Raw genomic sequence first — 15,775 nt, forward strand, 5'->3', positions numbered from 1 at the left:
CAACATCTGTGCCAGTTTAATAATTAGAGAATGTAAGGCATTATCTTGTGCAACAAATATTCTATTAGTCTTGTATTGTGTACCGTTGCACAGAGAGTTTTTTTGTTGGATTGTTTGGTTATTTTTCTATTAAGTTTTACGCACCATGTGAGTACTGAGTGCGTTAATTTTGTGCTGCTGGTCATTTATTAGCTATTTATTATGATGAAATATTCGAAATATAACTGAGGAGTTGGGAATGCTTGGGAGCGAGGCTAAATAGTATGTATTTTTAACGTTAAGATTAAGTTACTTCCCAATAATGATTTACTCAATGAGTGGGAAATAACTTAGTTTGTCTGCTAGATATCACTGATCATGGTTGAAGTAATTTCAGCGTTATTTTTCTTCAATAAATGAAGAATTAAAGCGGTGATACACCCCATAATTTACTATATTCCTTGCAATGGAACACTAATGTTTTATATTTGCTAAGGTCTACATCTGCAGGTATTTCTATGCGACTTTCACCTTCAAAGCTGCTAATTATTTTAATAAAAACACTACCGTCAGTCGCATTATCGCCATTCACTGCTGAACTCGCTTTCGGTGATAGAAATATTTCTACATCTGGACCTTTTGTTGCTTTGAAATTATTTGCTAATTCAATATAGTGCTTTCCATTTTCTTCTACGATTTTCCAATCGCCAGCTAATGATTTTTTACCCCAAGATGAAAATCCTGCGCTTAGTTGTCCGCTTGTAATGACACCATCAGCAGCAACAGCATGTTGTATTCCACCAAGTGAAACTATAAGCAGAGATAATACGAGAACAATTTTCTTCATAATAAGTTTCCTGTTTTTTATTTAGGCATAGGTGTTAAGTAGTAAACAACTTTTTTATAACACGAGCAAAGTGAGATAAGAAAGTCTTATCATGATAGTTTAAATAAGTGGATGTGTCATAAGACTCCATTGACTTAGATAAAAGATTACGAATAATTTTATTTATAACTTAAGATAATGATAATGTCTGTGATTTAGCAGGGGTCTCTAGATATGAAAGTTTATGCTTTTACTTCTTAACGCCATTAGTTCTTAAAGATGATTAGTCATGACACGCGGTATTCGATAATAAAGTGGATAGCGAGTTTATAGCTGCTTGATCCACTCTATCATTTACCGTTAAAGGTATTAACGAAGCCAGTTTGTTTTACTGAGTTCGACTATTTCATTACCTTTACCATTAATTAACGCTTTCATCATGTAAACACTAAAGCCTTTGGCTTGCTCAAATTTAATTTGTGGTGGCATGGCGAGTTCTTGTTTTGCTGTTTCTACTTCAAGTACCACAGGGCCTGGATGAGCCATCATTTCAGTCATGGCTTGTGGTAATTTCTCTGGATCGCTAACGTTAATACCTTTTAAGCCACAAGCTTCTGCAATTTTTGCAAAGCTTGGGTTATCTAAGTCGGTATCATCTGACAAGTAGCCGCTGGCTTTCATTTCCATAGCAACAAAACCTAATGAACGATTATTATAAACAACAATTTTAATCGGTAGGTTGAGTTGTTTTAGAGATAGGAGGTCACCCATTAACATTGAAAAACCACCATCGCCACACATTGCTATTACTTGTCGGTTACGGTCTAAAGATTGTGCGCCCATTGCTTGTGATAACGCATTTGCCATTGAGCCATGATTAAATGAGCCAATTAAACGACGTTTGCCATTCATAGTGAGGTAACGTGCAGCCCAAACTGTTGGTGTACCAACATCGCAGGTAAAGATAGTATCGTCGGCGGCTTGTTCATCGAGCAAACGTGTTAGATATTGTGGATGGATTAAATTATGCGATGTTTTACCACTCGCCAATAAATCCAAGTCTTTTCGTGCTTCTTTATAATTTTTAACGCATTTTTTTAAATGAGAGTCAGAGCGATCTTCTTTGATATGCTCAAGAAGTGAAGCAACGGTATTTTTAGTATCGCCCATCACACCAAAGTCTATTTGTACATGTCGTCCTAGTGATGCCGGTTGATTATCTATTTGTAAAATAGTGCTTTTTTCAGGGTAGAAAGCGCGGTAAGGGAAGCTAGTGCCTATCATCAATAATGTATCAGCTTCTTGCATGGCATGGTAACCCGATGAGAAACCGATAAAGCCGGTCATACCAACATCATAAGGGTTATCGTATTCAAGAAACTCTTTGCCGCGCATGGCGTGAACGATGGGTGCCTGTAGTTTAGCTGCTAAAGCAACCACTTCATCATGTGCCTCTTTACAGCCTGCACCGCATAATAAGGTGACTTTTTTGCTGCTGTTTAAGTGAGTTGCTAGCGTTTTTATATCGGCTACGTCAGGTGTATAAGTTGCAAGCTTAGGTACGTTCCATTTGGCTTGGGCAGTTTCAGGCATCGCTTTTAGTGCCACATCACCGGGTAGAACAAGTACGCTAACATCATTGTGTAAAATAGCTTGGCGCATTGCTGTTTCTAGCATGTAAGGCATTTGTTCTGGATTAGAGACTAACTCACAATAAACACTACATTCTTTAAATAATTCCTGCGGGTGAGTTTCTTGGAAATAATTCGAGCCAATCTCAGAGGAGGGTATATGGGCTGCAATTGCTAATACCGGTACTTTATTACGATGACAATCGAACAAACCATTGATTAAGTGTAAATTACCAGGTCCGCATGAGCCTGCACAAACAGCGAGTTCTCCTGATACATGTGCTTCTGAACCAGCGGCAAAGGCAGCGGCTTCTTCATGGCGTGTTCCTAACCATTCTATTGTGCCCATTTTTCGTAAACTATCACTTATTCCGTTGAGTGAATCGCCAGTTACTCCCCAAATTCGCTTTACACCAGCTTGTTCAAGGGTTTGAGTAATAAAACTTGCGATACTTTGACTCATATTAAGATGCTCCTCAGTATTAAATTTATATATACAATATATTGTGAGTGGTAGAGAAAATGATAAACATAAACGCTACATAATTATCATCCTCTTGAGAGGCGCTTTTCACAATGGTAGTCGCGATATCCTTTGTAATGCTTTGTTATAAAAAGAGGTGTTGATATTCGTTGAGAGAATAAAGAAGGCTGAAAAGTGAGATCTTGAACACAAAATTCTTATTTTGAAACTGATTAGATTGGTTATTGCTGTTTGTTTAAATGCTTCAACATAAAAAAATAGCGTTGTTACAAAAGGTTTTTATCAGTTCAAATGATGTTTTTTTAGTTGGAAAATTTAAATGGTGTTATAAAGCATTAATATAATGCTGGTGGACTCATTTTTGTCTTTTTTGTTGTCTATTTTTCCTTTATATTTAACTTTCTTGTCGATTGTTTGAACAATCGGTGACCTATTTCCTTTCTTCTGAAAAGTACCGAACGTTAGTATTTGTTTAGGAGCAATAAAGCCGCTAAAAAATAAGAGAATTGCCCCGTGATAATGACGATTAAACCTTTTTTTCTTCTGCTAATAAGCTGTTTTTTATTAATGACAGGTTATGGCTTGAGCAATATCTTATTGCCTGTGCGTATGCAGAATGATGGTATTAGTGTTGATAATATTGGTCTCGTATTATCGATGTTGTCAGTGGGGTTTTTAGCCGGTTCATATTACAGCCGTAAGTTGTTGCAACGAGTCGGGCACATTAGAATATTTGCGATGTGCGGTAGCTTAACGTCTGTGGCTATTTTAGTTTCTGGCCTTTTCCCTGACCCTTATGTGCTTGGTCTTATGCGTGTGCTGACTGGTTTTTGTATTGCTTGTACCAATGCAACGCTTGATAGTTGGTTAAGCTTTAGTGCGACGGAAAAAAATAGAGGACGAATACTTTCTATTAACCAGATGGTATTAATGAGCGCATTATTTTCAGGGCAGTTTTTGCTCAGTGTTGCGCCTATTGATGGCATGGTTTTATTTGTTATCTCAGGTGTTTTATTCAGCTTGGCGATCACGCCTATTGTGATCAGTAAGCAACAAGGGCCGATTATTGAAGACAGTGAGTCGATGTCTTTGATTACCATCGCAAAACTATCGCCTCTTGGTGTAGTAAGTTGTTTTTACTGTGGTTTGCTCTACGCAGGTTTACTGAATATGTTACCTATTTTTGCTAATGACCACGGTATTCAGAATCTTAATTTATCGATCTTTATGGGGTCTGCGATTTTAGGAGCCATCATATTCCAATATCCTATTGCTTATCTTTCTGATAATTTTGATCGTCGAAAAATCATGTTGGGCATGGTCTCAACGATTATCTTAGCTTCCTTAAGCATTCCGTTTTTAATGGCATTAGATATGTTTAATTTAACGCTATTTGCCATCGCAGTGATCACCGGAGTTGCGGCTTGTTTGTATCCGATGAGTATGTCGGAAACTTTTGATAAAGTATTAAAAACACAAATTTTATCGGCGATGTCCTCACTATTAGTTATTTATGCCTTTGGTAGTATTTTAGGGCCGTATCTAGCTTCCTTAACCATGAAGTGGTTCGGCAGCGAAGCGTTGTTTTCTTTTATGATTATCGGCGCGAGCACTTTGCTGGTGTTTATTCTTATCCGTATGAAACAACGCCCTGCATTGCCGCAACAAGATCAAGATAACTTCGTCATGCAGACGCCTTCTGGTGCTGTCTCTGTGCTTGATCCACGTACCGACTATATTGAGCCAGTATTTAAACAAAGTGCAGAAGTGGATGTGGCGATTAGCCTTGCTACTAAGAACCCAGCTATTGCCGTTAATATGGCTAAAGCGTTGGCATTAAAAGACCCTCAAAATGCATCACACTTAGCGGCGGCTTTAAGTACCATTGATGAAATTAATATTGGTAAATTATATGCGGCGATTACAACTGCTGCGCCTGATATGGCTGTACATATAGCTGAAGCATTAACCACTGCCTCTCCTGAACAAGCTGAAGAATTAGTGGATTGGATAACTAATGACCATCCTGAACAATTAACCAGTATTATTGTTGCGATTGCGAACTCAATGCCAGACAACGGTATTGGTGTGATGGAGTTTGCCGCTGAGAATATGTCAGGCAATGATCCTGAAGAACTATTGAAAATGACAGAGCAATACATGAATGAGTTTTCTGATTCTTTAGATGAAATGCGTCCGGTAGATAGAAGCGCTGCAGAATCTGAACAGACGGCAACTGAGCTATATAATCGTTTAAGTGACGTATCACCTGAGCATTCTGCTGAGATTGCATTAACGGTATCAGAAGCATTGCCTGAATCTTCTAATATGGTTGCAGAAGCCTACGTGAGCAACCTGATTGAAGGTGAAAATGAACAACAAGATAATGCGGATTCAGCTGAAAATATCGAAGATGCAGTTAACGACTATTTATCTCAAGTGGTAGAAAGTATGCCTGAATATGCAGTTGATGTTGCCAGTACCTTTATTGATTCTGTACCTGAAGTGGCTTCTGAAATGGTTGAGTTATTACAAGATACAGAAGCTGTTGATAGCAGTGATTTAAGTACTTCGATTGATGATAAACCCGAAGAAAGCACCATTCAAGAACAATTATTAGATGCGATTGAAACGCAGAAATTGGATAGTTAAGCGCTTTATTTTTTTAAGTTAAAGTTTATTCATCTTGAATTCAAGCCTTGAATAAGGTCTTTAATAAACCATTAAGAGATTGATTTAACTACTTTCCTAAAGGGTAAGAATCAAATAAGTAACCATCGAAATTTTCATCTTCTACGTCAGATAATGAAAGTAAGGTGGTTTTTACATTCTCTAAATGATCCCACATCGCTTTTTTAGCGGTTACTGCATCTTTCTTCTGTAACGCAGCTAAGATTAAGGCGTGGTCATTTAACCATGTTTGTCGGTAATCTTTAGTATCAATATGTGCATGTAATTGTGCCCACATTAAACTTTCTTCTCGTATTCTCCACATCAATTTGACCATATCCACTAGAAAAGTATTCTTTGTCGCTTCTGCAATCAAGATATGAAAATCACGATCGTATTCTTCGTTACTATCACCTGTTTCTAATGCTTCTTTTTCTTTTTCAAGCACTTTACGCATTGCGCTGATTTCAGATTTAGTGATTTGATGCGCCGCAAACTCTACGATATTACTTTCTATTAATTGACGTGCCTGTAATAGTTCGAAAGGCCCGATATCGGTACCCGTTAAACCTGAAAAGGCAGATAGTATTGTGGAGTCAATTGAGTTGTTAGTGTCATTCTGAGGGGTATTATCAGGCTGTGGTAAGTTGATAACATAAACGCCAGAGCCTTTACGCACTTCTACTAAGCCTTCTATTTCTAACATAATAATAGCTTCACGAATCACCGTACGGCTAACACCATAGGATTCAGCAATATCACGTTCTGTCGGTAAACGGTCACCCACTTTATAAAAGTTTTGAGATAACTTGTCCCTTAATTCAGTACCAATGACCACATAACGTCGAGTGTTAGGTGACTGTGATTCAGCATGATTAATAGACATTTTAATAGTTTCTCTGTTGATTAAATTTGAACTGAATAGTGTATAGAAAAACCAAAATAACTCTATCTATTTCAATATTGAAGAGAATAAACGATAACTTGGTTTCTTTGACTGTTTGCCTTTAAAATTATCTTGGCTAAATAAAAAATCAGGGTAAATAAAGTATCAAATAAGCTTTGAAATTAAGCCGCTTCGATCCCTAATTTTACACTCAATATTTATTATTTGGTTATAATGTTGAGACTGCGTGGCATGCTCCTTTAGTATTTATAAGCATATAAGCGCTAGCTAATTTGCTTATAAATTGAGAGTTTAATAATAATGATTGATCAAAAATACTCTCAATTGAAAGAAATGCTTTAACTCGCTCTGTCGGGTCAATATGATTGGCATTAATAGCACAAAAGGTTTTTGCTAATGGGTCTTTGACATCAATTGCATTGCCTCGTTCGTCAATTCCTTTTACATAGCGCATCCAACCAGCAATTGCCATGACTATCCATTTATAATCACTACCATGTTCTAAATGAAACTGGAGAGAAGCGCCAAAGCGTTGTGGTATTTTTTGGCTGCCATCCATCGCAATTTGCCATGTTTGATGTTTTAGCGATGGATTGGCAAAACGCAGAATAAGTGAAGAAGCATATTCTTCTAAATCAGTCCCTTCTGGCATATTTAAAGTAACAGCCTGCGCTTTTAACATCATATCAAAAGCTGCATTTCGGTATGCTTGGTTGGTCATAGCATCTGAAATGTGAGTATAGCCACCGAGATAGCCTAAATAAGCAAGAAATGAATGCGTGCCGTTTAGCATTCTTAATTTCATTTCTTCAAATGGGACAACATCTTTAACAAACTCTGCTCCTGAAACATTCCAGTCAGGTCTACCTTGAATGAAGTTATCTTCAATGACCCATTGGCGGAACGGTTCACAAGCAACGGCACAAGGATCGTTAATGCCTGATAATGTTGCTATCTCTGCCAGCGTTTCCGGTGTGACTGCGGGGACGATGCGATCCACCATAGTACAAGGGAAGCTTGTGTTATTTTCTATCCATTGAGCAAGTTGACCATCTAATAATGTGGCAAAACCTAATACAGCTGCTTTAGCTACGTGACCATTTTCTTGTACATTGTCACATGACATAACAGAAAAACCTTTGAGCCCTCGTTGCTTACGTAAACGCAATGCCTCAACAATATAACCAATCGCTGAATTAGGCTCACTTGGGTTTTCTAAGTCATGAATAATAAGTGAGTTAGTTGGGTCTAGCTGACCTGTTGAATGGTCAACACAGTAGCCTTTTTCTGTAATCGTCATAGAGACAATCGCAACTTGTGGTTCAGCCATTTTGTCAATGATGGCTTGTTTACTATCAAGCTTAGGATGGAGTGATTCTTTGATCGAACCGACCGTTCTAATGGTGTTTTCGTTAGCGCCTTTTTCCGCCACTAAATAGCGATGATTTTGTAAACGGAGTTTTTTAATGATGTCACTACCGCTGAATAAATTAACTTCACAAATACCCCAGTCAGATTGTGTTTTTTCAAGCATTTCATTGGTATATAACGCTTGGTGCGCTCGATGGAAGGCACCAAATCCAATATGTACAATACGTGTTTTTAGCATCGCTTGGTTAACTTTACTGTCGATTACCGTTGTTTTTAAAGGTGGCTTTGTGATTGACATAATTTCTCCGAGATTTATCAACATAGGTAAAAAATTATCTATTTTACTGAACTGAGATTTTATTATTAGTTTTCATTATTAGGCTATTAAATCTAAGTAATAAGCGCTATGTAAATATTAAAACACTTGAATATTAGAGCATAAGTGGTAGAGCAATATCGCCTTTATTGGTATACAATCTATATTGTTTTGCTTATTTGGTAAACCAATGTGTGTTTTTATATTGCGAAAATCACGGCTATCCCTTATATTTATTGGATAAGAGGTCTTTTAATTGGAATTCCAATTGTTGTTATCGTTAATTTAGCAATAAAACATAAGCTGATATTAACGTAGAAATGAATATGGAAATGAATGTAGAGAGGTAAGTAATGGAACAAACTTGGCGTTGGTATGGACCAAACGATCCCGTTTCTTTGGATGATATTAAGCAAGCTGGCGCGACAGGTATTGTGAATGCCTTGCACCATATTAAAAATGGCGAAGTATGGACCGTTGAAGAGATTTTAAAGCGTAAGGCCATTATCGAAGCGAAAGGCTTAACTTGGTCTGTTGTTGAGAGCGTTCCTGTTCATGAAGAAATTAAAACACAAACGGGTAACTTTCAACAATGGGTAGATAATTATAAGCAAACTATTGAAAATCTTGCTAAAAGCGGGATTGATACAGTCTGTTATAACTTTATGCCAGTATTAGATTGGACACGTACCGATCTTGCTTTTGAGATGGAAGATGGATCTCGTGCACTACGTTTCGATCAAATCGCTTTTGCTGCATTTGAACTCCATATATTAAAAAGACCTGGTGCAGAGTCAGCTTATAGCTCAGAAGAGATTGCACAGGCGCAAGTTTACTTTGATAACATGACTCAAGCTGATATTGATAAGTTAACCTCTAATATTATCGCAGGTTTACCTGGAGCAGAAGAAGGTTATACGTTAACTGAATTTCAAGTACAGTTAGATCGTTATAATGGGATTAGTAAAGACAAGTTACGTGAGCATTTAGCTTACTTCTTAAAGTCTCTAATGCCTGTTTGTGATGCGACTGGTTTAAAAATGGCGGTACATCCTGACGATCCACCACGCCCTATTCTTGGTTTACCGCGTATTGTTTCAACGATTGAAGATATTGAATGGCTAACTACTGAAATTCCAAGTCAGCAAAATGGCTTAACTATGTGCACAGGTTCTTACGGTGTACGTGGTGATAATGACTTAGTTAATATGATTAAACAGTACGGAAGCCGTATTTATTTTACTCATTTACGTTCTACTATGCGTGAAGATAATCCAATGAGCTTCCATGAAGCGGCACACCTTAATGGTGATGTTGATATGTACAATGTTGTTATGGCGATTCTTGAAGAAGAGCATCGTAGAGAAAAAAATGGAGAGGGCCGTTCTATTCCAATGCGTCCTGATCATGGCCATCAAATGTTGGATGATTTACGTAAAGAAACGAACCCTGGGTACTCTGCAATCGGTAGATTAAAAGGGTTAGCGGAGATTAGAGGTTTAGAAATGGGGTTAAAACGTAGCTTTTTTAAATAGAGTCATAAATATCCCCTTTCTATTTTAAGCCAACCGAGCCTTTTGAAGGCTCGGTTTTTTTATCCTTACACTCATTTATTCATACCTACAGCTTCAACTGTAGTAAGAAAACACCATTAATAAATAAAGAGTCGTTATTTACCTCGCATATAAATAACTTTACTAATAAAGGTCTCGCTCCTAGTAAACAGTAAGGATAATACTTAGTTAATCGCTTAAAGGTGGGTAACACTCGATAATCTCTACGCCATCACTTGACGTAATGGTAAAGGCTTCAAGGCCATAAGGGCAGAAGAACGTATCATATTGTGATAGCGTTAAAGACTCTGTTTCCATTTTTATAGTACATGAGCCTTTAGTGATCACGCCGATAAAGAACTCATCTTCGATTTTTTGGACGTTCCCTTTAATTGTCGATTTACAGATTCTAAATCGATCAGTAGCTTGACTACCCACTAAAGACTCTTTGTAAGAATGATCATTATATTGCGTTAATTTTTGTGCTTTTTGTTGAAAATGCTCTTTGATATATTCAGGCGTATATTGAGTATAATCAAATACATCTAAACAAAAGTCTAAGCCTCTTTTCATAAACCGTGCTTCTTCAGGTAAGGTATAACCAGACTTCTCAAACTCAAATCTAACAGCCCAATCAGAAGGTTCCATCACTTCAATCATCAAAATACCCTCGCCAATCGCATGAGGCATGCCACCTGGAATGTAAAAACAATCATTTGGTTTGACAGGAATTTTCTTAAAGCAGGACTCAATTTTCTCCATATCCTGATTTTCAATCATCTCTTTAAAATCTTCGCGGCTAGGTGGATTTTGAAAACCTAAATAAATATAAGGGTCTGAGACATCTTCTCTAATATCAAGTATGTAATAAGCTTCTGCTTTGCCGGAGTTTGAGTTTAAATGCTGTTTTGCAAACTCAGCCGTTGGATGGGCTTGAAAGTGTAATCTTACAGAAGAGTCCAAATACTTTACCAGTACCATTGGGTTCTTCGTGTATTTCTTAGCATGCTTTGGGCCTAAAAAATAATCGGGATCTGACTGAATTAATGCTGCAAAGTCAGTGCCTTGTGATGATATTAATGCTGTTGATATCCCTTCTACATGCGATTCCCTATCAGGGTTTACTGCTCGAACGGTAGAGGCTATCCACTCCTCAGGAAAGTGAGAATCAGTTGGTTCTTCCATATTTTGTAGGCTATCAAGTGTTTTTCCACCAACATAAGAGCGCCACACCCTGTTAGGTGCGAAAGTGATTAATTGTCCTTTGTAATGCATAAGATGCTCTCCTGATTAAAGCCTTATATTTATGTCAGTGCTTTTTATATTAAGTGTTCTTAATTGTTTAATTAAAAGGTTGTTTGTTCTGACCGATATTAATGGAAGTGTTAAGAATGGCATTATTATACTGCAATTGGTTTACCAAAGGTCGTTTTTTAAAAAATGATATGTAACAGTTGTGAACTAGGCTTGTTTTGAGTTTATTGGTATGCCAGTTATAAGGAATGGAATAGTAAAAGCCTATTTCAATGAAATAGACTTTTATGTGTACGTAAAATTTTCATTTAGTAAGGCTATGTAATATAGCTAGTTACTCGATTATTTACCGTTTAATTTAAGTGCTGAGAAGCTTACGCTATTGTAATCGCCATTCTTTTTATCCACAGCGAAATCACCAGTACCAGCACAGCCTGGACCCCAAACAGGGTGTGTATCATTTACACTACACTGTCCGTATGCACCCGCTTTGAAGTAGAAAGCATCTTGTGCGTAACCCGTTGGAGAGTCTTTTTGGTCAACACCTTTGCTTAGGTCAATATTATAAGTCACTGTTTTATGACGTGCAGTTTCAAAAGTTAAGTGCATAATATCGCCCTTAACATCTACTACGTAACTAAACTCTTCACCTAATGCGATACCTGCTTCACCTGGTGCAGCAAGGTTGTCCCATGTGTTACCCCATACTGGATAAGCAATATCCGCACGGTTTGGATCTTTTTTCGCTAGGTTACGTTCGTAGTTCCAGAAAACTGAACCATATTTTTGATCTGGGAATTTTTTAAAGAATATTTTTAGTGGTTCGTTACCGTGTCCGAATCCTGTTTTTGCTTTGATTTGGTCATTGTATTTTTTAGCATGAATTTGACCTACAACTACTGAGTGAGCTGCTGGTCTTTCTGGGAATTTTGCATTAACAGATACGTGGTTAACTTTTAATGTTGCAGCTAAAGTACCGCCGACTTTACTGTAGTCAGCTGCTTTAAGGTTACTTGCTAGTGCAAAGTTATTTTTTGGTGCTGCAGTGTCAATATCAAATTTAGCGCCACGAGGCATTTGACGTAACTCTGAACGAGCATTTTTAGAGTTTTTAGTTGTCACTGCTTCATTTTGAACTTCAAAAACCATATTACCGTCTTTGTCTAAGAAGAAAAAATCTTCGTGAGAATAGCTCATCATTGCAACGCCTTCGATTTCGTCGACTTTGCCATCTTGGTTGATATCTGAAGGAATAGTGATTTTCCAATTTGTCATATCAAATTTGTCTGCAGGAACAGGGTACGAAACGCCATTATTAGCAATATCTGCTAATACTACCGTAGGTAATGTGAGTAAGATTGAACCAGCAAGAACTAGTGTTTTTTTCATTTTATAACCCCTTTATGTATTATTGTCACACATAATAATCAGGCGTAATTTGAAAGAAAGTTAAGATGATGGGATGTGTTTGATTGATCACATACTAAAAATCAGTTCTTATGGTTAGATCAAATATTTGAGATATCTGTGTCAGAAATTTGAGATGTCGATCGGCTTATTCTTTGTTTGTGACTTCATTGATCAGTTTATAAACTACTGAATCATATTTTGATTGATTAACGTTTAAATAAAGAGACTTTATTGGGTTAAGAATGACTGTCCATGCGAATAAGAAAGTAATCATAAGTTGTTAATCGTCTAATTGTAATGATGCGTTAAGGTCAGTCGTACATCAATTTTTGTGCTTTTTCTAAATCAAATTCTTTTAATGATTTTCTTGCCAACTGTCTAAATGGTATAGCTTTTACCACTTCTTCAAAGGGTTGAATTGCAAATGCCCAGAAAATAGAGGCATCTAATCCTAAAATAATAAAAGCACATAATGGAATAGAAATAATCCATTGCCCAGTAAAATTGATTTTAAATACTGCGGTGGTTTTACCTACGGCACGTAAGATATTGCCATGGACTGTATTGTATCCTCGCACAATAGGCAAAAAGATATAAAGTGGCGCAATAACAGCTAACGCTTGATAGGTGGTATCATCCAATTCAGGATAAATATCCGCCATAAAGAAACTCATAACAGCAAAAAGAACAGCACATATAGCTGAAATAATGACTGCAATATCAATACTGGTATCTACATTTTTGGTTAAGTCATCCATCTTTTTAGAGCCAATAGCTTGGCTAATGGTAATGGCTGACGAGTGAGACCATGCTGCTATAAATTGTGTGCCCGCTCGGATCCACGGCATGACTAATGTTATCGCTACATATGCATTAATGTCTAATTGCGAATATAACAATTGGTAAATAGTAGCACCTATTAATAGGATAGTTACGTTGGCTGCAATGGGAAATATTTCGATAAAGTGTGAACGAATATTGCGTAACATCGAGATGTCTCGACGTGGTGCAGTTAACTTTAAATCAGGATCGATATACACGTATAAACCTAGGTAAATCATACGCACTGTTATGGCGATTATGCTACCTATTGCTGCCCCTTGAACGCCTAAACCTTCAAACTGCATCATTCCTGAAAAATGGTAACCGTGTATTAAGAAATAAGAGAGTAAAGCATTGATAGGTAACTCAATAAGGTAACCTTTAAAAGGGATTTTGGTTTTCCCTAAGCCATTAAATAACGCAATCATAACTTGCGTAATAGCAGTAAAAAGTATGATGTATTTTGATATGGTTAAGTAGTCTGAAATTTCTTGATGTAGCGATATATTGTCGGTTAAAACGGCGATTAAAGGCAGGTCGAATAATGTTAATAAGACCCAAAAAAGTAGTGCGACAGAGCCATTAATAAACATTCCAGACCAAAGCCCTTTAGATAATGACGTTTGATTTCCTGCACCGACAGCACGGCTCAATACCAGTTGAGTTCCATTAGCTAATGCCATTTGAATGCCCAAAATAGCAGCAACAATTGTTGTTGCTATACCCATCGCTGCCAAAGGAATTTCGCCTAACGGAGACACTAATAAAGTGTCGATCATCAGCATTGATTGCATTAATAGACCGTTTAACGCTAGTGGCCAAGCAAGTGAAAAGTTCTTTTTGACATAGGATTGGGAGGACACAGATAAACCTTAACTTAATAGCAATTAAAAGAAATCACAATTCAACTTTTCTACTATTGATGGGCTGCCGGGCAGCCATTAGTGAGAATCAATTATTTTTTCTTGGAAAATGTTAACAGAAAGCAATATTTATACGAAAATTTAGCATTTATAAAATATATGTCATTATAATTTCACTGTTCTTAGCATAATAATAACTGGGTGATATTGCTTTTAATAGTATTATAATAACTTTAATTTATCAGTGCTTTGATTGGCTTCATTATTTAAGTAATTTATACCTTATTTATTGCTCAAAAGGTATTTTAGTTAAGGCGTTGTTGATGATTGTTTTTTGTTGAAAAGTTAATGACTCAGTTTGATCGAGATACTCAAGAGCACTGTGTTGATCGTAGCTATACCAGCTTTTAATGACCCTTTGTTGGGTTTCGTATTGTAGCTGAGTGGTTTTGATAGAAGGTATCCATTGTAAGGCAATATCTATCGATACTTCAGATGAAGCGGCAATAGTTGCTATTTTAACAGCAGCAAGTTCGATATCATCCCACTGACTCTGCTGATTAAGCCAGCTATGTGCCGCCAGCAGATCACTTATTGCCCATTCTTTAATGACTGATGCTATCGCTATTTGGCGTTGTTGTTCTGGTTTTATGGTTTCACTGTATTGTATTGCTACATCGGGTGATGTTTTTGCCCATTTTGCTACCAGGCGACTTTGTTGTATTGGATAGGCTTTAGCGGAATAAACAATTTTTAATAATTGATCTACATTTTCAATCACACCACTTTTGATCAATCGTGGTAGTGCTATATGTACCATAAATTCACGTAAGTCTTTATTTTGCATCATTTCAATCGCTGTTATAAAAGCGTTATCTATTTTATTCGTAGGTAAAGACAAACCAATTTGCATCAAAATATTTTTTTGTAATTGTAGCTCTTCAGTTTCTACTTCATTAAATAATTGTAAAGCCAGAATCGGGGAGCTGTTATTAATACTCTTATATATAGTTGTTAAGTAACCTTTATTTTGTTCGTTAGATAAAGCCCAGCTGATTAGCTTTTCACCTTGGAAGGGGGCATTTTCTGTTATTACCTGTTGTATTGTGGTGTCACGCAATACTGCTGATTGAATATGGTTAACCCAAAGCAGTGTATCTGATATATCGATTATGGATGATGGTAATACAGATATCGCCGCATAAGCTTGATCAGTACTGTCATCGATAATAATAAACGGTTGCCATTGTTTAAATCCATTTAAGTCGGTTTCAACCCAAATAGTAAATGTTGCAATATAGGCAATTTCTCTTTGTTTTTTATTATTTAAATTGGCTAAAAATTTAATTAAATCAATCGGGCTTTTCTGAATTTGTTGTTGGAATAGCAATTGTAACCAGAGCCGCTGTATTGCCTGATCATTTATTTTCAAAATATCAATGAACTCGGTGTATAGCTTATCTATCTCTGTTTCAGTACCTATGTGTATTGTATTTTGTTTTGGTGTTATGGCATTTTCTTGTTTAACGGACAATTTTTTTTGTTGAGTGATACTTTGCTGTTTCTGTCTAGGTAATAATGGGTTTGTTTCTTCGGAAGAGGAGGTTGCAGTAATTACGTAATAAAATAGTGTTATTAATATTAATATAGAAATAATACAAAGAGGGTGTTTTAATAATTTCATATCGA

10 protein-coding genes are annotated in these 15,775 nt (G+C 36.7%); 2 read left to right on the plus strand and 8 right to left on the minus strand.

Going from position 1 to position 15,775, the window contains the following annotated elements; translation table 11 throughout:
• Positions 1-403: 403 nt before the first annotated feature.
• Both GQR59_RS18130 and poxB read right to left on the minus strand, forming a co-directional pair.
• Positions 404-826: a DM13 domain-containing protein gene (locus GQR59_RS18130; RefSeq protein ID WP_137297461.1), complete on the minus strand. Its 423-nt coding sequence runs from the start codon at positions 824-826 to the stop codon at positions 404-406.
• 348 nt (positions 827-1,174) lie between these two features.
• Positions 1,175-2,899 (minus strand): ubiquinone-dependent pyruvate dehydrogenase, encoded by a 1,725-nt coding sequence (gene poxB, locus GQR59_RS18135; RefSeq protein ID WP_160065011.1) that lies wholly within the window; start codon positions 2,897-2,899, stop codon positions 1,175-1,177.
• A 540-nt stretch (positions 2,900-3,439) separates the two neighbouring features.
• Between poxB and GQR59_RS18140 the strand changes: the two genes are divergently transcribed.
• The gene (locus GQR59_RS18140; protein WP_081695322.1) at positions 3,440-5,572 is read left to right on the plus strand and encodes an MFS transporter; all 2,133 of its coding nucleotides are present in this window, start codon (positions 3,440-3,442) and stop codon (positions 5,570-5,572) included.
• Positions 5,573-5,660: 88 nt separating this feature from the next.
• On the opposite strand, the gene GQR59_RS18145 is transcribed toward GQR59_RS18140, so the two are convergent.
• Both GQR59_RS18145 and GQR59_RS18150 read right to left on the minus strand, forming a co-directional pair.
• On the minus strand, positions 5,661-6,476 hold the full coding sequence (locus GQR59_RS18145) for an FCD domain-containing protein (protein WP_160065013.1): 816 nt from the start codon (positions 6,474-6,476) through the stop codon (positions 5,661-5,663).
• Between the two features lie 229 nt (positions 6,477-6,705).
• A complete protein-coding gene (locus tag GQR59_RS18150) occupies positions 6,706-8,166 on the minus strand; it encodes a mannitol dehydrogenase family protein (protein ID WP_160065015.1) in 1,461 nt (486 codons plus the stop codon).
• Positions 8,167-8,537: 371 nt separating this feature from the next.
• Here GQR59_RS18150 and uxuA point away from each other — a divergent pair, with 371 nt between their 5' ends.
• On the plus strand, positions 8,538-9,719 hold the full coding sequence (uxuA, locus tag GQR59_RS18155) for a mannonate dehydratase (RefSeq protein ID WP_160065017.1): 1,182 nt from the start codon (positions 8,538-8,540) through the stop codon (positions 9,717-9,719).
• 207 nt (positions 9,720-9,926) lie between these two features.
• Here uxuA and GQR59_RS18160 read toward each other — a convergent pair whose 3' ends face one another.
• From GQR59_RS18160 to GQR59_RS18175, 4 genes are all read right to left on the minus strand, one after another.
• A complete protein-coding gene (locus GQR59_RS18160; protein ID WP_160065019.1) occupies positions 9,927-11,012 on the minus strand; it encodes a class I mannose-6-phosphate isomerase in 1,086 nt (361 codons plus the stop codon).
• Between the two features lie 321 nt (positions 11,013-11,333).
• Positions 11,334-12,380 carry a polysaccharide lyase family 7 protein gene (locus tag GQR59_RS18165; RefSeq protein WP_160065021.1) on the minus strand — a complete coding sequence of 349 codons (1,047 nt, stop codon included), beginning with the start codon at positions 12,378-12,380 and terminating at the stop codon, positions 11,334-11,336.
• A 332-nt stretch (positions 12,381-12,712) separates the two neighbouring features.
• Positions 12,713-14,086, minus strand: coding sequence for an MATE family efflux transporter (locus GQR59_RS18170; protein ID WP_160065023.1), 1,374 nt, complete (start codon positions 14,084-14,086; stop codon positions 12,713-12,715).
• A gap of 286 nt (positions 14,087-14,372) precedes the next feature.
• A complete protein-coding gene (locus tag GQR59_RS18175) occupies positions 14,373-15,770 on the minus strand; it encodes a hypothetical protein (protein WP_160065025.1) in 1,398 nt (465 codons plus the stop codon).
• Between the last annotated feature and the right edge of the window lie 5 nt (positions 15,771-15,775).

It is taken from the genome of Psychromonas sp. L1A2, from assembly GCF_009828855.1.
Taxonomy (GTDB): Bacteria; Pseudomonadota; Gammaproteobacteria; order Enterobacterales; family Psychromonadaceae; genus Psychromonas.

Bases quoted from the DNA above. Each gene is read 5' to 3' on its own strand.
- GQR59_RS18145 (WP_160065013.1), bottom strand. From the start codon at position 6,476: ATGTCTATTAATCATGCTGAATCACAGTCACCTAACACTCGACGTTAT.
- poxB (WP_160065011.1), bottom strand. From the start codon at position 2,899: ATGAGTCAAAGTATCGCAAGTTTTATTACTCAAACCCTTGAACAAGCT.
- uxuA (WP_160065017.1), top strand. From the start codon at position 8,538: ATGGAACAAACTTGGCGTTGGTATGGACCAAACGATCCCGTTTCTTTG.
- GQR59_RS18130 (WP_137297461.1), bottom strand. From the start codon at position 826: ATGAAGAAAATTGTTCTCGTATTATCTCTGCTTATAGTTTCACTTGGT.
- GQR59_RS18140 (WP_081695322.1), top strand. From the start codon at position 3,440: ATGACGATTAAACCTTTTTTTCTTCTGCTAATAAGCTGTTTTTTATTA.
- GQR59_RS18150 (WP_160065015.1), bottom strand. From the start codon at position 8,166: ATGTCAATCACAAAGCCACCTTTAAAAACAACGGTAATCGACAGTAAA.
- GQR59_RS18175 (WP_160065025.1), bottom strand. From the start codon at position 15,770: ATGAAATTATTAAAACACCCTCTTTGTATTATTTCTATATTAATATTA.
- GQR59_RS18160 (WP_160065019.1), bottom strand. From the start codon at position 11,012: ATGCATTACAAAGGACAATTAATCACTTTCGCACCTAACAGGGTGTGG.
- GQR59_RS18165 (WP_160065021.1), bottom strand. From the start codon at position 12,380: ATGAAAAAAACACTAGTTCTTGCTGGTTCAATCTTACTCACATTACCT.